Below are 20,439 nucleotides of genomic sequence, written 5' to 3'. Positions count from 1 at the left end.
TTGGCACTTTTCCCCTCTGCCCCGTAGACGATCTTGCCCGTCTCGTGATTGGTGACAAGCGTTAAGTAGTTGTGGTGTTTGCGATAACTGATCTCGTCAACCCCGAGAATGAAGAGGTCATCAAGACGGTTGGGATCGAGCTCTTCAGTGACGACTCGTTCACAGATCGTTCCTACCGTACGCCAGGCGACTCTGAGCAGTTTTGTCACCGTGGTCTTATCCATCTTGGCACATGCCCAAGCTACCAGGTGTTCGAAGTCCCTCGTAAACCGCGACTCCCCAACTGGTCGGGCAAATGGTACTGCCTCAGTGATCACCCCGTGGGTTGGACACCGGAGTCGTCTCAGCTGGCACGAGAGCCACGTCTGGTGAATCCCGATGTCGAGGTGTCTCCATCGGGAGTCGAGCGTTCTCGTGTCATAACAGGACCGGGTCGTATAGGAGCACTTAGGGCATACCAACCGCGATCGGGTAAGCCTGAGCTTTACCAGCAGTTCGTGTGGACGAACTAAAACCTCGATGACGGTGACACTGCGAAGGCCCAGCATCTGCTTAACTAGAGAGGTAGCGCGCACGGTTCTGAACTCCTTTTTGATGGGTTTCCAACACCAAATTTAGAGCTCAGAAACCGTGTGCGTTTCTTATGTGGCTACTTCAGCCTCAAATACCCCCACTGAACTGGGGCTATGGATCAGATCCAGGCCAAATCTATCCACATGAATGTCAATAGAGCCTTATTCTGTTGCACCTCGCTTGCAGCAAGTGCCTCATCAAGCTCGACCCAACATCGAAGCTAATCAAGGATTTCAGCATCGCTAGCAAATGCAATGTCATCGATCTTCTTCCATGCCGGTAGACGAGTCTTCTGGGAAGAGTGCGACTTTCCAATGTTCTCACGAAGAGCAAGCGCCTTCTAAGGCTGTAACTCAGAGATGAGTGGAAACGCTTGAATGCGGTTGTGCATCAACAGACAAAGGTAATCTAGCGTGATCCACACGTTGGGGAACAACATAGACCTCAATGAGTTTGCGCACGCTGAATCGATGGCTTCTCGATACTAGCTATTTTCATACGTCTCACCCACCCCTCTGGTTGTCGGAGCATATCGACTTAGAGCAGGTCCTAGTTGAAGATCACAATGAAACCATCGCATCACGAGCAAAAGTCAAAGCTCCAGCACGAAGCCGTTGGAACATATCAGGATCGGAAGCAATCGAAAGTATCGCCTGGGTAAAACCTGCATGATCGACCTCCCTCCAATAATGCCCCGCAAAAGCAGTACCACCACCTGACCGTGCCGCAGGGACGAGCTTCGACTCGACCAGTAAGGAATTCGACTCGTCTAAGAAATCACGCTGTCCGCCCTCGGCTGGTGCGATACAGGGGATACCATGTGAAACCGCCTCATAAAACGGTAGTCCAAATCCTTCTCCCCTGCTTGGAAGCAAGAAGACGTCCGCATCCTGATAAAGTTCAAGAACAGCGCTCCGACTGAGGTCGCCAGCAATTACCTCTACCACTGACCGCAATTTTCGAATTTCACCTCGGTCATGAACAACTTCATCAACTAACTCCCAAAACTCACGATCTGATACACCTGAAGTTTTAATAGTTAGACGTATATCTGGTGCGAGAGCAAGAGCCGCCGCGAAACACTCTAGGAGCACGTCAGGTGCCTTTCTCGCTTCCCATTTGAAGATGGACAAAAACCTACGAGCTGCCCTGGGAACTCTCGATCCCAACGTAGGAGCTTTTAAAACCAATTCCCGAGAGGGAGGCATGACCCTAATAAGATGCTCATCAATACCCGACTGCGCCAACAGCACTTTAACATATTCGGACCCAGCCCAAATCTGATCGCATCGGCGCACCGCTGCAGCTACCTCCCGTGTAAGCGGGAAGCTCTCTATAAATGCTCGCCATATCAACTTGCCACTCTTAATCATCGGCATCACTAATGGCAACCATGCTGCTGGACAATCAACAATCGCCGTATCCCAAATCACATCGGGGGGCACCGAATCAAACGATAGGCAATCTTCATGACCTGATCCCGTCGAATCAAGATTGACCATGATGAACTCGCATTCTTCGTCCGAGAGGTCCACTGCATCAAGAATATTTAAGCCACCATATGCATAGCCAACGCCTTCCCTGAAGATGCCAAAGTGGGCAATCCGCTTGCGGGCTGCGAATTGAGGAGTCGCATCATTAACTAAAGGGGCCTCAAGCTGCACACCACAATGACCGACCGCCATCAGATCAAGGGGCGCAACCGGACCTACCTCTCGACAGTGCGCGATATTGGGCACGAAGCCAGTGACCTCCAACAACGTACGCAACAACGGAACAGGATAGGGCCTCACATGAGAGGCATCCAGCCAGAAATTCAACCCTCCCACAAAGTCATTGGCAAAATTGGGAGTTTGGATAACTACGGTGCCTCGACCACTAATATGTTGCCTAACCCAAGACAGGATCTCTACTACCTTTTTGGGCTCGAGATGCTCTACAATGTGTCCCATGAATACTCCATCAAAACTGAATTGATCGATCTTTTGCAGATCGTCGGGCACAACTCCCTGAATGACATCAAAACCCTCAGCGTTCAGCCTACCGACTAGACTAGGATCACTATCCAACCCGTGCACCTGTTTCCCTTGCGCCCGCAGCCTCCTCATCAACGCGCCCTGTCCACAGCCAATATCAAGAATTGAATGGCACGAAGCAAAGAACTGGGCCAAATAACTAGCGATCTCGGCAGATGCCTTCTCCTCGCCCTCGAACATGTGGACATAAGCTCCCTCGGCAACCACAGTTCCACACCCTGAATAAAGACCTTCGCGGTAGATTGCTCCGCTCCACAGGTCGGGGGATCCTTGCGACTGGAGTCTGAACGTTTGCCCCAAGGTCCGCGCAGCCATTGATGCACCTTGGGTAGAAGCATACCTATCAAACTGTCTTGATGCAGTTACCAAATCGCCTATGCCAAGCAGCGACATAGCCGATCTTTCCACATTGGCCGCATCAGAAAGCCTGAGTGACTCGCTCAGATCAGCCAGTGCTGTCGTAAATTTGTCAGATGGTTGACGTCCAATGGAAATTTCCTCTAACGACTGCTCGGCGATAGTAGCCACTTGATCCCAAGTAAACTGACACGATCTCTCATACGCATTCCTTATAACTTCAGAAAAGACACCAGGATTGTCAATGTACGATCTAATGCCATTCGCCAGTGATATAGCGTTTGGCTCATAATGATATACGGTGCTTGCCATGATTTGACCGTCAACAGTCTGCATATGCTCTATTACTAATTCAGAGGCAATCATGATTGCACTCTCGGGGCCTGCAAATTCAGAGGTCGCGCCATTAGCTGTAACCGCTACTAGGGTCTGTAGAGACATCGCCTCGATCGGCGGCAATCCAAAACCCTGAGAACGATATGGGTGAAGAAGCAAGTCAAAGGAATGAACCAGCTGTAGAACTTCCACTCGAGATAGACTTGCGGTAACCAAATCGCACTTTGGCGCGACACGAGGGTACCTGGACATCAGAGCTTCGAGTAATGACGGGTCGCCAAGGTAGCCATCACTGCCTGGTTCCTTGATGATAAACGAACACTTATCGAGATAGCTTGAGCTAAGAGCATTAAGGCCGGCAAATGCTACATCAATACCTGCTCGAGAATTGCATTCGCCTATGAATCCAATTCGATATTCATCTTTGTCATATAACAATTTTCTTTCAGAAATCTGATATCGTGGTGCATCAGTGCCATTTGGCACAACCCATACCTTTCCAGGATGAACGCCCGCCTGAACATAAGCTTGCTTAACAAAATTTGATGGGACCCAAAGTGCATCTACTGACTCAATATCTGCCAACCAGGAAAGCGGGATAGAACCAGACTCAAATGGCTCAATCACAATGAATAGCTCTGCTGTGTACGGCTTAGACCAGACAGGTGGCCAAACCTGACGGATGCGAACATCAACATCGTCATGAGGATCACCGATACAGAACTGGCGGGCTCCTGCAAACATAACAGACGTACACTCATCCAATTCATCAAGGGTGCAGTCCCAAGGAGAAACGGTAATATCTAGGCCCCGCAGCGCCAGAGCATGTGCGAGATTTACATTTACGATGCCACGACTGCTCGTCTGACGTGTAGCACCCTCAATGACGACCTTCATAAGCCCAACCACGGCTTAGAGAGCAGTTGTGATAAAACCATGACGTTCTATCGGTACAGAGCCAGCCGTCTTTACACATTTCAAGTACCCATATAGCTCCGAGCTGCCTGTAGGATCGTAATTTCTCAACTAACGAAGGTACAACGCGGCAGGCGCAGCGCTACACGCTGGAGCTAGTGTCCCTCATCGGAAGTTTGCTCAGAAACAATAGGGCCCAGATATTTTTGCATAGAAGCGAAGATCCCGTTGGTGAAACTACTCACGATACGGGACACGGTTCTCCCTTAAAGCAAGGAGAATATAGGCATGGGAGACGCGTAAGAACGGAAAACTAGGAAAGCGAAGACTCTGGGCGGGACCTCCATGAGGACAAAGAAGGCATGAGTGTGAGCCGACAAGAACAAAGTCGAGAGCTATTACGTAACGTTACGAAACCATCGTTGTCAAGGATCTGCGAGGGGCCGGGATGCGACCAGATACTGGACGAACAACCCAGAGGAAGACCGGCACGGTACTGCTCGGCCGCCTGTCGTGTAGCTGCTCATCGACGACGAAGGAGAGGACCGGTCACAGCAGAGGTGCACTTTGGTTCCGCTAGTACAAGAAATCGAAGCGAGGAGCGGTCGTGGATGGTCAAGCTACGTCGCGACAACGACGAACTGATCGTTGTCATCGGTCAGAGCAGAGATGGTGCACAGCGTCTCGCTAGTCGGCTCAACGATTTTCTCAACTGAGGATACAACCATCCAAAGGGAGTAGAGCTCCGACCTTTGGGGTGCACATAAATCAATCGAAAGGAGCCAATTCCCGACCCATTAGATATACACTTCAAACAGTCCGTCTCGCGCCCTCTAGGGGGTGGCACATTTCAGCGAGAATGGGTGGCACATTTCGCAGGAATACGCACGTGAATCGTCGATAGTACTCGCAGAACTGGGTGTAGCCATAGCCATCGGGATGGGCCTCTCGGTACTCAGAGCCAGAGGAGCATTAACGTCATATGGGGACGCTTCAACTCCCGGTGTAGATAGCCAAGATCGGGCATTGGTTTAGCATGAACGGGTGGCGTGTTGGCCCCAAACAATAGGGACTCTAAACCATCGTCGTCAAGGTCTTCTCGAAGCGGCCAACTCAACCCAGCTTGCTTTGCCCGTTTGACATAGTCAGATACCGTGCTCTTTGGGAGCGAACAGGCTTGAGAGATTTCTCGTATTGAGCGGCGCTCGGAAAGTGAGAGCCTTAGTACTTCTCTGATTTGGCGCATGATGATGCGGGGACGTGACACAACTACCTCCTCGGAAAACTCGTTGTCCGATTCAGTATGGCTACCTCAGTGGCCCACCCTGTCTAGGTGTCCGAAAACTCCGAAACGGGTGTCCGGATTGGACCGAAACGGGTGTCCGAAAACCTCCGAAATCTGCACCAGATAGGCAAAACACACCGCGCTGAGTTTGCAACCACGATTGTGACCCGCGGCACCGATGTCACCATCAACGCGTTCTACAGACACTCTCGTATCCTCGTATCAAGGAATACCTCGAGGAGGGTAGTGCACCCCGTATCGAAACCGTGGTCAATAGTCCAACCGACCTTGGTGCGCAACGTCACCTCCGTAATCTCGCCGAGTTGATCGACAAGGCTCGCCAGGCCAATCATCGGCTACTTGACATCCAACGTACCGGTCAGGGCTGTGGCATCGAGACTGTGCTCTTTGGGAACGGATCTCACGGCCCTCGCTACAGGAGAGCAGAAGAACGGTAGTGATACGCTTTGGGGATAAACGCGCACATGGCCCTAGCCGGTGCGCTCTCACGTGGCGCTCAATACCGTCATCGGCGTCACCAACAAGAGCCTTCGCTCCTCGGTGTCCCAGCTGTTTGGTGGTCCCTATAGCGCCACGCAGATGACCTATGCCCTGCGTAAACTGCGTCTCAAAGGTCTCATCACAAGGATTCCCCACACCAACAGCTATACGCTCACGTCTGAAGGGATCCGCTTTGCTATTACCTACACCAAGCTAGGTCAGCGTATTCTGCCACCCTTCTTGCAGCCAATCAACAGCCGGCCCCCACCGGATTACAGCGCGCACTCAACACGCTTGATAACTATGTCGGCAACTATCTCGAACACGCAAAACTCAAAGCCGCTGCTTGAAAACTTGGCTCAAAATTAAAGGCTCTATTGACATTCATGTGGATAAACTCGCCCTTTCATAGGGTAACTTTAAGTCAATCGGTCCACAAGCTAACATCACCAGGGCCAGGGTAGCCTTGGCGGAGTGAAACCCATACGAGCGGGCAATGATGGAGCGGACTCATGCGTTGAGTCCCTCGACCCTCCCGTTGGATACCCCAAGTCTGATGGAGGCGAGGATACCTTCTCTATGAGTACGGATGGTCTTTGATAACCGGATGAAACTTGATAGTCGTGAGCGTGAGGCTCGCTTGCACCAGTGATCGAGCATCTCATTCACCTCGTCGATTTCGAGGTCTCCAGCAAAGATCGCCCGTAAGGACTCCTTCATCTCATAGGCTCGCCACAGAGCTCCCCCTCGTTGTTTGATGGCTAAGAGGGCTAATCCTTGACGCTTGGTTAGGGTTCCTGGATTCTTCAATAGCGCCCACCTTGCCCCGGCGAACTTACGGGCATAGACAGGAGATGGGAGCTTTCTCATCTCCCGCCAAAGGTCTTTGCGTACCTCCTCTAGGGCCTCGGTTCCCAACTTAACCACATGAAATGGATCGAGACAGATCTCGGCGTTAGGTGCCTTCTCGCGGAAGGCCTTGGCAAAGGCTGGACCGAGATCCATGGTGGCTGCCTTGATCTTGGCAATCCGTTCTTCACCCAGGTCATCGAAGAATTCATCTAGACTCTTGGCACTTTTCCCCTCTGCCCCATAGACGATCTTGCCCGTCTCGTGATTGGTGACAAGCGTTAGGTAGTTGTGGTGTTTGCGATAACTGATCTCGTCAACTCCAAGAATGAAGAGGTCATCAAGACGGTTGGGATCGAGCTCTTGGCGTGACGACTCGTTCACAGATCGTTCCTACCGTGCGCCAGGCGACTCTGAGCAGTTTTGTCACCGTGGTCTTATCCATCTTGGCACATGCCCAAGCTACCAAGTGCTCGAAGTCCCTCGTAAACCGAGACTCCCCAACTGGTCGGGCAAATGGTACTGCCTTAAGTGATCACCCCGTGGGTTGGACACCGGAGTCGTCTCAGTTGGCACGAGAGCCACGTCTGGTGAGTCCCGATGTCGAGGTGTCTCCAACGGGAGTCGAGCGTTCTCGTGTCATAACAGGACCGGGTCGTATAGGAGCATTTCGGGCATACCAACCGCGATCGGGTAAGCCTGAGCTTTACCAGCAGTTCGTGTGGACGAACTAAAACCTCGACGACGGTAACACTGCGAAGCCCCAGCATCTGCTTAACTAGAGAGGTAGCGCGCACGGTTCTGAACTCCTTTTTGATGGGTTGCTAACACCAAATTTAGAGCTCAGAAACCGTGCGCGTTTCTCATACAGCTACTTCAGCCTCAAATACCCCCACTGAACTGGGGCTATGGATCAGATCCAGGCCAAATCTATCCACATGAATGTCATCAATAGAGCCAAATTAAAGACCGGGATACCAGAGGGGGCCTAGGGCAAAGGCGAGCACCAATATCGCCGACTATCATGCGTCAGTCCATAGTTTTGCTACCCTCACCGAGAATCTAAACACAGTGGTAGCCAACCGGATTCAAGCGAGCGACACTGATCTTGACTCACTTGCCATAATCACCAAATCCATCAATTTACAGCAAGACTTTCGAGCTTCTGTGGACCAGAACTCAAAACCTGTGCGTGATTATCATACAGCAATTACGACCACACATACCCTCGCCGACCTAGCTCTACACACTAAATTCGCGTCACGTCTAAACACATGAGTGTCAATAAAGCCCAAGATGTCTCATGGGGCACCAACTTCTGCAACTCCTTGTCTGGAATACTCGTGTCGCACGGCCTTTACAAAATCCGACGTTACTCAATATAATTTGGCTCAGTTGCCAGCAATGGCTGGAGTACATGTATGTGGTTCGGCGCAATACCGGGATAGAAGTAATCGTTCAGGTCGTAGTTAGACATGAAGGACTGCGCAGCTCGATTGCGGTCTGTTGGTACAAAATCAATCCTAAGCGGACCGAAGGCCTGGCACAGCTGATCAACGATAGCCTCATCGACTCCCATGCCAATAACGCGACAGCTAACTACAAGGTGAGTCACCATTCTTTGGGTGACATCGATCATGGCAGCAGCCACAATACCATATGATCCATTTCTGTCTTCGACCTCACCCCATACTAGGATATGCTGCTGATCCATTAGGGTCTGCACTTCTTCGTTAGTCAATCGATGACCATTGATGTTCCATTGATTTGTCTTATTGAACAGTTGAACACACCGAACCATCGCTTTGCTTCGCACTTCATCACATCGACCAATTCGCAAAGTTAAATCCAAATGTGCAAGAAACTCTCCCGCTACATTAGCGTGATTCACTACTTCAAAGAAGTCAATTCGTGTTCGTGTCAATTCGGTTCGATGATGATCTTCATCTGTCAGCATGGAGCGCTGTGTATATGGGCTGTATAGCAGCTCGCGTCGCAAATAATTCAGCTCGGCACCTAAGGTGCGAATCTGAGGGAATGCAGCTTGCACTGCTTCCCGTTCGAGCGGGTTATCGTCAATGAAAACAGTGTTCTCTGGTAGAATATTCGTGGCAGCGAGAATCTCAGCAATATTATCTGGTTTGGGGCGAAAGTTGATCCTGGTCATCACGAAGTCATCCAGGCTGAGATTCATGCCCAATGGATCGCGGCCGAACGACGTTATTTCATTCCAGTGACTTCGAATATAGCTATCGTCATTTTTGCTGGCGACTGCGAGAAGGATTCCGCGTCGCTTTATGACTTGGAGTGCCTCGACGTAGGCAGATGGTCTACCCGACCACTCGCCAATAGAACCATCGGCAGCCACCCCGCGCCACAGCGTGTTGTCAAGGTCGGTTATCACGAGCTTGACAGGGGAGCGGCCGAGCAGAGTAAGCCTCCGGGAGAGCATGTGACGCAAGAGTGTACAGTAGAAAAGACCACTGTCCATCTGAAAACTCTCGATGACAGGGTAGGGGGAGAGCGGGTTCTCGCTCTCAACCCAGTCGTCGTGAGGATCGAAGGGGGTGCGGTGACCATAAAAGGCAACGAGTTCCTCATCCGAGCGGCACCGGCCGACCAAGGCAGAGATTTCGTTGGCATCGATAAGCCAGGTATTGGGCTGCCTGTCGCACCACTCAACTATGGCCTCGTTGAGGCTCGCCAAGAAATATTTGAAGTTGCTTAGGTTGCGGCGATCGAAATCTTAGCCAAGAGGATTGCTAAATGGTTCCATGAAGTTGGTAACATAACGTTGGCTGCATGGCATGCCATTAACGATCGTGTCAAGGTAGCGGTACATATGAACGACGCTCTCTTCGAACTTGCGGTCATAGTCGTCCCACGCCATAAAATCATCGAATGTTTGCGGGTGCATATAGCGCAGCGGTGGTATTACTATCTGGATGTCGGGTGTATTACCAAACCTCGTAATTGTCACTGGATGGTTCTGGATGACGTGTTGCACCGTGAGCTTAGTCTCTAGTTGCTCTACGACAATAGGGGCATAGTGGGTCAAGAACTCCGCGGTGCAGCTACCTATTACCTCGAGGTTTAAGTGTTCGGGCGGTTCACTAATTGGCCGTAATCCCTCGGGATCATAAGGACACACCTGTCTCTGGAAAGGTAGATATACCTGGTGCATCCAAGCCTGATAAGTATTTTCGACATCATCCCAGTCCAGTAGTGGTGTTCCCGGCGGTAATTGCAATTCAGCTGCCGCAAGCGAACGCAGTACAGCGATTACCTGTGCGGATCCAATCGCTGGCAGTACCACGGCCCTGACATGCGATGCAAGGTTGCTTAATGCCACTTCCAGCGCCGCATCTGGCATGAGGGAGACGAGGACTAAATGGGGCCAATGGGCGCGCACCGCTCGTCGTTCCGCCTCGGCCAGGTCCGCAGCGCTGCAGAAGCCTAATTTGAAGTACATCTGTTCCCCTTTATCTCACGGTCCAATTTTTAACCTAGTGACATTTACCTCTGGACTCTTCCGTGGTCCGTCTAGGCGCTTTCCAAAGTATCGACAACACTGTGAATGCGAATGCGATAGGCAGCGTCGTGCCACAGGTCGACTTGTCTCAAGGTAATTACTTTGAGATATTCCGACAAACTACTTGTATAACCATCGAGGTCATGAGGCGCATAGCAAGCAATTAACTCCTGTGCTCCATGAAAGTCGTGCTTCTCAATTAACAACCCGACCGCGAAAGACAACGATTCTGGCGTCCATTCAGTCAGAACAGTATCAACGGCGCTTTCGACGCTCACAAATTCATCAATCCGCGAATCGCCGGTGAGCGCGGAAGTTATGGCCAACTCAGCACAACGAGCACTATTATCCCAAGAAAACTTGGCGGCAGTCTGATATCCTGCGATGGCACGACTCTCCATTACCTCGCTTGGAGTAAGTACCTCGCGAATAGCTCGAGTGAGATCGTCGACTCTGGCCTCGAGCCAATGACTCATGCCCCCAATTGGACCCTGGTCGTGTATAGTCTCTCCATCTCTGATCACTGTGACTGCATCAACCATTACTGCATTGTTATCATTGGCATAATCGTCTCCGGCGCCACCTCGAGTAATGACAACGTTGGTTCCAAGGCTCATCGCCTCTAGTCCACCGAGATAGAAACCCTCAGCCCGGTAGGGATGAACGAGTGCTTGTGAGCGTGCGATCAAGTCATCCAAGTCGTTACGGCTCATGCTTTCGCCCCGGAGCTGGGTCACCGCCTCTACTCGCGGATACTTGGCCAAGAATATCTCCACCAGTGATCGATTCCGATAGAACGAATCAACACCTGACTCCTTGATTACTACGGATATTCGGCTCAGTTCATCGTCATTCAACCCGTCAACTGCTTGAATGAACAGGTCCACACCCTTACGCCAGATACCTCCCCCCAAAAACAGAAGTTGGCCCAGGTTCTTGGTCACCGTCTTATCTTCGCTTTGATGTACTCCGTTAGGGACAATGTGGATCTTTGTCGGTTCTGCACCACCTTCGACCCAGCACGACTTTACGAACTTAGTACATGCCCATATCTGATCGACGTGATCTAGCTGGTGTATCCATTGAAGTGGCACGCCACCAAACTCCCATGGTTGGATCACGATAAAGACACGAGCTTTCGGCCGATCCCAGTGTGGTGGCCAGAATTGTCGAATGCAGATATCCTGTTCCTCTACCGGTTTTGGCGAAAAGGGGAACAGCCCGAGTGTCACACAGCTCTCGTCACACTCTTCTTGGCTCTGGTCCCAAGCGTTGACAAACACTCGATGCCCACGTGACCTCAACGCATCTGCAAGGTTTAAGTTGACAATGCCATAGCTGTTGTCAAAGCGAGTATTACCCTCAAAGACGATCTGCATGTCACATAACTCCTATTTCCCGACCCACTGGCTCAGAACATCCGCTCGACCGAGACATTCCGTGCACCTATCCTCTTGTCCGTTGCATGCTGGCATCGACACACGAGAATGGAAATGAAGTACAACTAGATGAAAAACTTATAAAGTTGCCCGATCTAACTACCGATGCACTCAAAGACGCTTGGTCTTCCCAAACGTTACGTATATGAATACAAGGGAATTCAAGGAGGATTCATGTCCCTATCAGTTAATACCAACATCTCGGCGATTGAGGCGTACAACAACCTAAACGCAACCAACAACGCGATGCAGACGACGATCAACCAGTTGTCTTCAGGTCTGAAGATCCAGACAGCAGCTAATAATGCTGCTGGCTACGTCATCTCTCAGGGCCTCCAGACTCAGGCGAATGGCCTCGGTGTGGCTATCAATAACGGTCAGAACGCCGTCTCGGTGCTTCAGATTGCAACAGGTGCCATGAACCAGCAGATCTCGATCTTGCAGACCATGAACCAGTTGGCTACCCAAGCTGCGAACGCTGGCGCGAACAACAAGACCTCGAACAATGCTCAGCAACAAGAGTTTCTTGCGCTGCAAAATCAGCTCAATCAGATTGCTAACTCTACCCAGTTTGGTAGTACGCAGTTGCTGAATGGAACCTATAGCAACCAGTCGTTCCAGATTGGTGCTTATGCAACTTCTGTCGATCAGGTTGTGGTGAGTATCGGCAACCTCGGTGCTGCATCGCTAGGTGTCGGTACGGCATCTACCAATATCAGTACGTCGTCGGCTGCATTGTCTGCAATGGCATCAGTTCAGGCAGCTATCACTGCGGTGGCCAGCGCTGAGGCGAGCGTAGGTGCGGCTCAGAACCAGATTCAAGCTATCATCGCGAACGACACCGTGGCCCAGCAAAACGTGACGGCGGCGAACTCGACGCTGGTTGATACCAATATGGCCAAGGCGATGACCACATTCTCGTCCCAGCAGGTACTGATGCAGGCTGGCGTCGGGATGTTGTCACAAGCTCAAGCGCTGCCACAGCTCATCTTGAAACTGATCCCTTAGTTTCCCGTATTCTTATTATGGGCCGGGGATTATCCATCCTCGGCCCATTTTGGGTTTCGCCATCGCGTTTTTCTTAACATTACCTAAGAACAATATTCATCTAGACATTTAGGGAGGTCATATGTCTGCGATTTCACCCACTTCGAGTACGTCGTCTACTACGTCTACGAGCACAAACAACTACACCAGCCCCTTCGCTCCCGCCATTCAATTCAATGGGGTGATATCAGGACTAAACACCACTGCAATCATCAACGCGCTCATGCAGGCCTATGAACAGCCTCAAGTTGATATTGCGAATCAGATCACATCGTTAAAAAACAACCTGAACGATTACCAACAGCTCTCCAGCGACTTCCTCAACCTCCAAACCGCCGCAAACAACCTAACGTCATCTTCGAACTGGCAAATGACCTCCGCCACCACCTCGAATTCGAGTGTCGCGACAGCCACCACCTCGACCGGGGCTACCCCCTCTACCATCAGCTTCAACGTCAATCAACTCGCCCAAGCCAACGTCTTAGCTGGCGCAAACACCGTAAGCTCGCTATCTTCTACTGTTGCCTCAGGCAACTTTCTACTCTCCTCAAGCGCAGCTGGGTTCGGAGTCAGTTCCTTGGCTGGCAGTTCTCTCGCTGTTGGATCTCACTCATTCAACGTTACCCAAGCACTCACCGGTGGCACCGCGACCGGTACGAGCGCTTTAGCGAGCTCCGTGACTATCGGGTCCTCCAATGACACCATCAATGCAACTGTAAATGGAACTGCCACGACCTTCACAATCGCGAGTGGCACCTACACGCCATCTCAGCTCGCACAAGCGATCAGCACCGCAACAAGTGCTTCGGGCACTCCACTACTCAATGCTCAAGTGAACTCTCGGGGGCAACTCCAACTTGGAACATCGTTGCTCGGTAGCTCCGCCTCTTTGCAACTCACCGGAGGCACAGCGCTCTCCTCTCTCGGGCTAAGCACGCAATCAACCACCTCTGTCGGAACTGCTGGTTCGATCACGCTCGATGGTACGGCTACTGCGATCAACAACATTCAATCAGGCTCGACCACGACGCTCACCGACGGCACTGGCGGAACGGTAACCATGGGGATTGGCTCGTTTGGACTCTCAAAGGGTAGCTTCAGCGCATCTGAGGTATCCGCTGGCAGTGGGAGCTTGAGTTCGGTAGTGAGCAGCATCAACTCATCAAACTCGGGCGTTACCGCCTCGGCAGTGCAGGTTGGTACGAATGCCTACATCCTTCAGCTGGCGTCAAACACCACCGGGACCAATGGAAACATAACAGTTGAGTCTGCGCCATTTTCATCGGCTCTCGGAAGCTTTAACACAGTAACGGCGGGGCAAAATGCCGTCATCAGCGTCGGTGGCAGTAGCGGCTATGAGCTCTCTTCACAGACCAACACCGTCACCGGAGTTCTGCCAGGCGTCAGTATTAATCTTGTCTCTGCCCAAGCACCAGGGTCGTCGCCAGTAACACTTTCAGTGACTCCTGACGGGACCAAGATGGCTGCTAATGTACAGAAGCTCATCACCGCCGCTAACACCGCACTAGCGGATATCAACAAGTACGCCGGTTACAACGCAACTACAAAGCAAGGTGGCCCGCTTATGGGCGACCCTAACCTCAATGCGCTCACATCACAGATCCTCGGTACCGTCGCTAGTGCGGTCGGTCTGAATGGCACAACGGCGGCCAACGACGGCATCACGCTGAACAAGAATGGCTCCATCAACTTCAATGCAACCACCTTCGCTCAAGCCTACGACGCCAACCCATCGCAGGTCGCATCGTTGTTTATCCAAGGCGGGACACTGCAGGCATCGTCCAATGCATACTCAGGCTCGGTTACATTAAGCTACGCGGGCAACGCAACCCAACCTGGCAGTTACGCAGTCGTAGTATCGCACTCCGCTACTCAAGCTGTTGACACTGGTAGCGTGATTTCAAGCGGCTCGATAACGAGCGCTGAGACCCTCTCAATCACATCAGGTAGTTCTACCGCTACCTACGCTGCAAGCGCAGGGGAATCTCTAGCCAATATCGCCACAGGGCTGAATGCGGCCTTCGCGTCCTCTGGTATGGCGATGAACGCATCGGTGAAGACTACTTCATCAGGATCACAACTGGTACTATCCTCTGACAACTACGGTTCTGCGTCGAGCTTTAGTGTCGCCACCAGCGGCACAACTGGCCAGTTGGGCCTCACTGCAAGCGGTACGACCTATACCGGCACAGACGTTGCTGGGACGATCAATGGAGTAACCGCCACAGGTAGCGGACAATTCCTTAGCGCTCCTATAAATAACCCGACCCTTGCCGGCCTCTCTCTCCAAGTTACAGCTAATGGGATTACGAGTGCCACCAACCTCGGGAACTTTGTCTACACACAAGGCGTAGCAGGTGGCATGGGTGCTACAGGATACGGTGCCTCGGATCCGATCACCGGATCTATTTCTAACACCATCTCGAGTATCAACCAGCAAATCTCGAGTTTGCAACAACAGTACAACAACTACACGCCGATGATTCAATCAGAACAGAAGATGCTCCAACAGGAGTTCAGCAATATGGAAGTGCAGCTTGGTTCACTTAAGAACCAAGGGAGTTCCCTCGCTAGTGCGATTGCTCAACTTCCAACGGGTGGGTAACAGGAAAGGAATTGCTAAGTGCCCTCGGGTAGAGACAGCTACAAGGCGAATGCAGTAGGTACCGCATCTCCGGCAGTTCGCCTGGTGATGGTGATTGATCAACTTGATGCCTCACTTGCGCGAGCGCAACGAGGCTATGAGCAGAACGATCTCTATGAGATCCATTGCAGCTTGATGAATGCACAGGCGATAGTTGCCTTGCTTCGCGATAGCCTCCAGCTTGACATCTGGGACGCAGCAGCAGACATCTACCGTCTATATGAATTTGCACTAGATCGTCTTGTTCGCTCAAACCTCAACAAAGATCGAACGCTGCTCGAAGAGGCTCAAGAGGTGTTGCTACCCCTCATGGATGCTTGGCGAAAGGCAGCCAAGATGGTATCAACGGATGACCTTGCGAGCCTTAACAGCTGAATGGTCGCTTTCTTTGAGTTATCAACGGATAGCGTTTGAGCACCGTGAGGGTGATTCCCATTGGATTGCAATTGCATAGGTTCGGTCATCCAGGACCTGTCGGGGTCGCCGCAGGCCTCAACTGATCCCCGGACACAGGAACATATTGGCGACTGCTGCGCCGGCAAATCTTCTATCATGGCCGTGATCTAAATGATGTCAGCGCTCCGCGCCCAACACGATTGTTCCGTCCCCGTATGCGGTATTCTCACGTGGCCAAGCTTGAGCAGCAACTTGTCGCCAGTTTTAACACATGCAAATCTGGAAGAGAGTCGTCTTCAGACGCTGCATACTGGCTGCCTCCTGTGGCCGCAAGCTGAACAGGGAGATCGTAGTTGACAAAGTAGTCGAATCATATGAGTGACCAATGGGCTCCTGAGCTGCTCCTCGCCTCTCGACGATGCGGAATGCACTCTATGATCTTGGCTCAGGGTTCATCGTGAAATCCCGAGTAACCTCGACAATCTTTTCCATGCGTTCGCCTGCCAACACGACACTACAAATAGTTAGACCACACCGTCATCAACTTTAGCGCCAACTGATCGCCTTGGCATCAGCACCCACTTCTCGCCCAGCGTCGCTGCAACTCCTCATGGATTAGAGAACGGTCTCCTGCACGTCCTAACAGCTGATACCCAGCATTACCCCCTCCGGGTATACGCGACCGACCAGAGGGCGGATACAGTCCCACCCTGCGCGAATACTAAGTACCCCCAACGGGATTTGAACCCGTGTCGCCGCCGTGAAAGGGCGGTGTCCTCGGCCGCTAGACGATGGGGGCTCGGGACCAAATTACTCTAGTCGGAGGATGCGAATCTCCAGGTTGTGCCGTCGGCACTATCCTCAAAGATGATCCCACATGCAGCCACCCCATCTCGAATCCTGTCCGAGGTTGCAAAGTCCTTTGAGCTTCGTGCACTCGCGCGCAGCTCGATTATAAGCTCCACCAGCGGGTTCAACAGCGCCCTACGATCGACAAACCCATCTGTAAGCACAGCGTCGAGTTCTCCGATCATCGTCAGAGCGTCATCGCGTTGATCACCAGAGACAGCTGCTGCAAGCTCTTGCATCGCTCGCTCGGCATCAAAAGCGACAAGGGCAGTGCGAAAACGCTCAAGTCGAGAATCAGTCCCATCGGACACTGGACTCTGTCGCGTAGGGGCACGATTCGATAGCCCGAGCGACTCGACGGTAAGTACCGACCCGGAGGGAAACTCTTTAGCCACCCCATCGCGTCGGATGGTCAACACGCCCTTGCCCAACACCTCGACGTTGCCATCATCATCGATAGTAACGCAGGTGTGTTCGTCAATCCCGATGATCGGTACACCGTCCGGCAGCCGAGCCTCAAGCATCCTCAGACGACGATCGCCGATATAGCAGAAGCGGGTATCGTGAGTAGCGCCCTCATGGTTGTCAAAGTGAGGCACCACAGCAGCCTCAATCCCAAATACGCTCAAGAGATCAAGGCCATCCTGCCACTCGGGATCGGCCCCAACCTTGTAGATCTCGTAGACAGGGATCGACCATCGCCCAGTGGTCACCGCAGCCGCGCTCGCGAAACACAGTGTCGCGTCTCGGCTCAGCTGATCCTGGAGGATCTTGCCAGCACCCACCTGATGTAAATTGCCGAGCGCATAGCTAGGGCTGCCTGGCCCAGCAAAGATATAGTTAGCCGCCTCCAGTTCGCGACGAAAGCGTGTCACCTCCAAAGCGGTGGCGTCCTTGGCACGCCTGAGCGTAGCGACACCGAGGCTAGTGACAAGGCTTTCAGCAAAGAAGTCTTGCGCCTTCTCGGTCAACTCATCAGCATTCTCCTGAAAACCATAGGTGGTGTCGATGAGGACCGCGCGAGGCTTATCCCCAAGAGAATCGAGAAGAGCCCGGTGGACCTTCACCATCGAAGGAGCCGTCTCTCCTGATCCCATCAATGCAATACGAGCTGACAATTTTGACACCTTCTGCTTTTGAGCTGTTCGTTTACCTTAACGATTCTGTGCTAGATCTCATTCCATCGCCTCTGCACCGAAGTGGCCAGGACTGTCAAGGACGACAGTTCACATCGCCTTGAGATCCGAACGCTGTCAGAGCCAGCGGCTAAGTGTGATCTCGACGATGATCGCGTCCTCGCCCATGTGGCCTCTACAACGAGACACCAAGGAGAGAGATGTCCATCACCGTAACCTTACTAGAAGACGCAATTCGAGCACTCGCCACCGAAGGTGAGTGGGAAAAATATCTCAAGGTCCAGTCACGCTTTCGCAGCTACAGCGCTCGCAACGGGATCTTGATCGCACGACAGTGCCCGGGTGCTACCCAAGTAGCAGGCTATCGAACCTGGCAATCGCTCGATCGGCAGGTCGTAAAGGGTTCGCGAGCGATCAAGATCGTTGCCCCTGTCGAACACGCAAACGGGAGTGTGAGTTTTCGTACCGTCTCTGTCTTTGACATCAGTCAGACCAGTGGAGCTCGGCTCCCTGTCACCCCTCAACTGCTCTTAGGAGATGATCCTGTCGGTCTCTTTGATGCCCTTGTTGAGGTAGCTAGCGGCTACAACTTCATAGTCTCCCAAGGAGAGTTGCCCGACGGCATCAACGGCCTATGCTCACATCTTGGCCGTACGATTACCATCTCGAACAGCCTATCGGCACGCCACCGGGCCAAAACACTAGCTCACGAGCTAAGCCATGCATATCTCCATGGTGAACCAGGTACAACAAGGGCGATCGCTGAATTCGAGGCAGAGTCCGTCGCCTACCTCGTCTGTCACGCGTTTGGAATCGAAAGCGCTAGCTACAGCTTCAGTTACATCACGCAGTGGGCTGGAGGACCGAATCAGGCTCTAGAGGCTATCCTGGCATCGGGCGAGCGGATCCGCACAACGGCGGAGATGATTGTGAACCAGGCGCAAAACCTGGTCGGCCATGACGCAGCAAAGGATGTTGCGTGATCAGCGAAGGCGTTCAGCTATCAGATTGCGTCAGAGACGAGAGTCATCAAATCGGGTGGATTGGCGGACCCGATATGTGAAATCACCGTGACTTCATATCCTTACGCCAGAGAGAACGAGCGAGAATTTTGGAGTCATCAACGCGGAAGGCGTACTTGCCAGCAACCTCTCGCACCTCAGCCATCAAACCATCAGAAAGTGTCGTCGGGTTGAGACCGAGTTCAAGGAACGTGTGGTTATCGACTCTAAGAGTATTCTCATCAGCCTCGAGCCTTGGATTATCAAGGTGCTGGATTCCGACACCAGTGTGCTCAGATACAAGAGCAGCAAGGTCTCTGACGCGATGGGTCTCTGTAACTTGGTTCAGGATCCGGGGACGCTCGCCCGCCTCCGGAGGATTGCCAATAGCGAGTTCGATGCAGCGTACGGTGTCGGTTATGTGGATAAAGGCCCGCGTCTGACCACCGGTACCATGAACCGTCAACGGATGACCGATAGCGGCCTGCATCAGGAAACGATTCAACACAGTCCCGTAATCACCGTCGTAGTCGAAGCGGTTGATAAGTCGCTCATCAATAGCCGTCTGCGGAGTTTGCGTTCCCCAGACGATACCCTGATGGAGATCGGTCACACGAATGCGATCGTTCTTCGCATAGAAGGCAAACATTAATTGATCAAGCGTCTTGGTCATGTGATAGACCGAGCCCGGGCTGGTGGGGTGCAAAATATCACGTTTGACCACCCCCGATGGTGTCTCGAGCATCACCTCAAGGTAGCCCTCTGGTATCAAGGAATCATCTGACCAGCCATATCCATAGACACCCATAGTGCCAAGGTGGACAAGATGTACCGGCAAGTCGGTATCGGATATCGCGGCCAAGAGATTGTGAGTCGCGCGAATATTGTTGTCGACGGTATAACGCTTGGTATCGATCGTTCGCATCGAGTAGGGTGCAGAGCGCTGCTCCGCAAAGTGTACGACTGCATCAGGTCGCTCTTCGGCGAGAAAAGCGCGAAGGCGATCAAATTCGGTAGCCAAATCCATGAACTGGGTGCGAATCGTCGCACCGGAGACCTCATGCCAAGCTGCAATTCGGACGCTGAGCGGAGAGATCGGAGTGAGAGACTCGGTCTCCATCTCTATGTCAATTTTTCGGCGTGAGAAGTTGTCAACAACCACTACATCGTGGCCTTGAGAGGAGAGGTGCAAAGCGGTGGGCCAACCGCAAAAGCCATCGCCACCGAAAACAACTATCTTCATATTTCCTCTTTTCCACTCCGGGGTGGTCACCGTCAACTGCAAATTGTGCATGCTCAGGCTAACTGATCAATCCATGAAACTCAACACGATATCGTACCACAAATACCACTTGACACAGGGCATCGATGTACTAGTTGATTCAAAAATCATGGGCCGAAGCCAACCTCTGGGAAAGCCAACCTCTCTTTGCGTAAGTCCTACAAGAGATAACGGTACGGTAAATCGCTGTGTAGATCATGGGATTCGGATAAGAGATAACCACGCAACGCTCGTCATCTC

General features: G+C 52.2%; 18 protein-coding genes and 1 tRNA gene. 6 read left to right on the top strand and 13 right to left on the bottom strand.

The window, feature by feature from the left end; genetic code table 11:
* From FEAC_RS04905 to FEAC_RS04890, 4 genes are all read right to left on the bottom strand, one after another.
* Nucleotides 1-575 (bottom strand): helix-turn-helix domain-containing protein (locus FEAC_RS04905; RefSeq protein WP_160290331.1); only part of this gene is annotated, 575 nt, incomplete at its 3' end.
* Between the two features lie 558 nt (nt 576-1,133).
* Nucleotides 1,134-4,199, bottom strand: coding sequence for a glycosyltransferase (locus FEAC_RS04900; RefSeq protein WP_035391052.1), 3,066 nt, complete (start codon nt 4,197-4,199; stop codon nt 1,134-1,136).
* Between the two features lie 973 nt (nt 4,200-5,172).
* Nucleotides 5,173-5,484: a helix-turn-helix domain-containing protein gene (locus tag FEAC_RS04895; protein WP_052565626.1), complete on the bottom strand. Its 312-nt coding sequence runs from the start codon at nt 5,482-5,484 to the stop codon at nt 5,173-5,175.
* A 45-nt stretch (nt 5,485-5,529) separates the two neighbouring features.
* The gene (locus FEAC_RS04890) at nt 5,530-5,709 is read right to left on the bottom strand and encodes a hypothetical protein (RefSeq protein ID WP_052565624.1); all 180 of its coding nucleotides are present in this window, start codon (nt 5,707-5,709) and stop codon (nt 5,530-5,532) included.
* Between the two features lie 303 nt (nt 5,710-6,012).
* Here FEAC_RS04890 and FEAC_RS04880 point away from each other — a divergent pair, with 303 nt between their 5' ends.
* Nucleotides 6,013-6,372 (top strand): hypothetical protein, encoded by a 360-nt coding sequence (locus tag FEAC_RS04880; RefSeq protein ID WP_052574668.1) that lies wholly within the window; start codon nt 6,013-6,015, stop codon nt 6,370-6,372.
* Between the two features lie 141 nt (nt 6,373-6,513).
* Here the strand turns inward: FEAC_RS04880 and FEAC_RS04875 are convergent, their stop codons facing one another.
* The 4 genes from FEAC_RS04875 to FEAC_RS04865 all read right to left on the bottom strand — a co-directional run bounded on the left by FEAC_RS04875 (nt 6,514) and on the right by FEAC_RS04865 (nt 9,304).
* A complete protein-coding gene (locus FEAC_RS04875) occupies nt 6,514-7,236 on the bottom strand; it encodes an ISL3 family transposase (protein WP_052565618.1) in 723 nt (240 codons plus the stop codon).
* Nucleotides 7,193-7,297 (bottom strand): hypothetical protein, encoded by a 105-nt coding sequence (locus tag FEAC_RS16320; RefSeq protein ID WP_371525198.1) that lies wholly within the window; start codon nt 7,295-7,297, stop codon nt 7,193-7,195. Before FEAC_RS16320 ends, FEAC_RS04875 begins: the two co-directional genes overlap by 44 nt.
* 82 nt (nt 7,298-7,379) lie before the next feature.
* Nucleotides 7,380-7,649, bottom strand: a complete 270-nt coding sequence (locus FEAC_RS14565; RefSeq protein ID WP_081901215.1) for a transposase family protein — start codon at nt 7,647-7,649, stop codon at nt 7,380-7,382.
* A gap of 575 nt (nt 7,650-8,224) precedes the next feature.
* Nucleotides 8,225-9,304, bottom strand: a complete 1,080-nt coding sequence (locus tag FEAC_RS04865; RefSeq protein WP_169741683.1) for an HAD-IIIC family phosphatase — start codon at nt 9,302-9,304, stop codon at nt 8,225-8,227.
* Between the two features lie 120 nt (nt 9,305-9,424).
* Here FEAC_RS04865 and FEAC_RS15485 point away from each other — a divergent pair, with 120 nt between their 5' ends.
* On the top strand, nt 9,425-9,580 hold the full coding sequence (locus tag FEAC_RS15485; RefSeq protein WP_156099310.1) for a hypothetical protein: 156 nt from the start codon (nt 9,425-9,427) through the stop codon (nt 9,578-9,580).
* 18 nt (nt 9,581-9,598) lie between these two features.
* Here FEAC_RS15485 and FEAC_RS04860 read toward each other — a convergent pair whose 3' ends face one another.
* Nucleotides 9,599-10,324 carry a nitrogenase component 1 family protein gene (locus FEAC_RS04860; RefSeq protein WP_035391044.1) on the bottom strand — a complete coding sequence of 242 codons (726 nt, stop codon included), beginning with the start codon at nt 10,322-10,324 and terminating at the stop codon, nt 9,599-9,601.
* A gap of 71 nt (nt 10,325-10,395) precedes the next feature.
* Nucleotides 10,396-11,763, bottom strand: coding sequence for a glycosyltransferase family 4 protein (locus FEAC_RS04855; RefSeq protein ID WP_035391042.1), 1,368 nt, complete (start codon nt 11,761-11,763; stop codon nt 10,396-10,398).
* 234 nt (nt 11,764-11,997) lie between these two features.
* Between FEAC_RS04855 and FEAC_RS04850 the strand changes: the two genes are divergently transcribed.
* The 3 genes from FEAC_RS04850 to FEAC_RS04840 all read left to right on the top strand — a co-directional run bounded on the left by FEAC_RS04850 (nt 11,998) and on the right by FEAC_RS04840 (nt 15,910).
* Entirely contained in the window at nt 11,998-12,831 is an 834-nt protein-coding gene (locus FEAC_RS04850) for a flagellin N-terminal helical domain-containing protein (protein WP_035391040.1), read from the top strand.
* A gap of 121 nt (nt 12,832-12,952) precedes the next feature.
* Nucleotides 12,953-15,496: a flagellar filament capping protein FliD gene (gene fliD / locus FEAC_RS04845; RefSeq protein ID WP_035391039.1), complete on the top strand. Its 2,544-nt coding sequence runs from the start codon at nt 12,953-12,955 to the stop codon at nt 15,494-15,496.
* A gap of 18 nt (nt 15,497-15,514) precedes the next feature.
* On the top strand, nt 15,515-15,910 hold the full coding sequence (locus FEAC_RS04840) for a flagellar export chaperone FliS (RefSeq protein WP_035391036.1): 396 nt from the start codon (nt 15,515-15,517) through the stop codon (nt 15,908-15,910).
* Nucleotides 15,911-16,657: 747 nt separating this feature from the next.
* Here the strand turns inward: FEAC_RS04840 and FEAC_RS04835 are convergent.
* Nucleotides 16,658-16,730 (bottom strand) — tRNA-Glu (locus tag FEAC_RS04835).
* Between the two features lie 16 nt (nt 16,731-16,746).
* Nucleotides 16,747-17,898 (bottom strand): Type 1 glutamine amidotransferase-like domain-containing protein, encoded by a 1,152-nt coding sequence (locus FEAC_RS04830; protein ID WP_035391034.1) that lies wholly within the window; start codon nt 17,896-17,898, stop codon nt 16,747-16,749.
* A 218-nt stretch (nt 17,899-18,116) separates the two neighbouring features.
* Here FEAC_RS04830 and FEAC_RS04825 point away from each other — a divergent pair, with 218 nt between their 5' ends.
* Nucleotides 18,117-18,899 carry an ArdC-like ssDNA-binding domain-containing protein gene (locus FEAC_RS04825; RefSeq protein WP_052565611.1) on the top strand — a complete coding sequence of 261 codons (783 nt, stop codon included), beginning with the start codon at nt 18,117-18,119 and terminating at the stop codon, nt 18,897-18,899.
* Between the two features lie 82 nt (nt 18,900-18,981).
* Here FEAC_RS04825 and FEAC_RS04820 read toward each other — a convergent pair whose 3' ends face one another.
* Nucleotides 18,982-20,160, bottom strand: coding sequence for an NAD-dependent epimerase/dehydratase family protein (locus FEAC_RS04820; protein WP_035391032.1), 1,179 nt, complete (start codon nt 20,158-20,160; stop codon nt 18,982-18,984).
* Nucleotides 20,161-20,439 lie beyond the last annotated feature (279 nt).

It is taken from the genome of Ferrimicrobium acidiphilum DSM 19497 (genome assembly GCF_000949255.1).
GTDB lineage: Bacteria > Actinomycetota > Acidimicrobiia > Acidimicrobiales > Acidimicrobiaceae > Ferrimicrobium > Ferrimicrobium acidiphilum.
The sequence above is the reverse complement of the archived record's forward strand: the minus strand, read 5'-3'. Positions and strand labels throughout refer to the sequence as shown.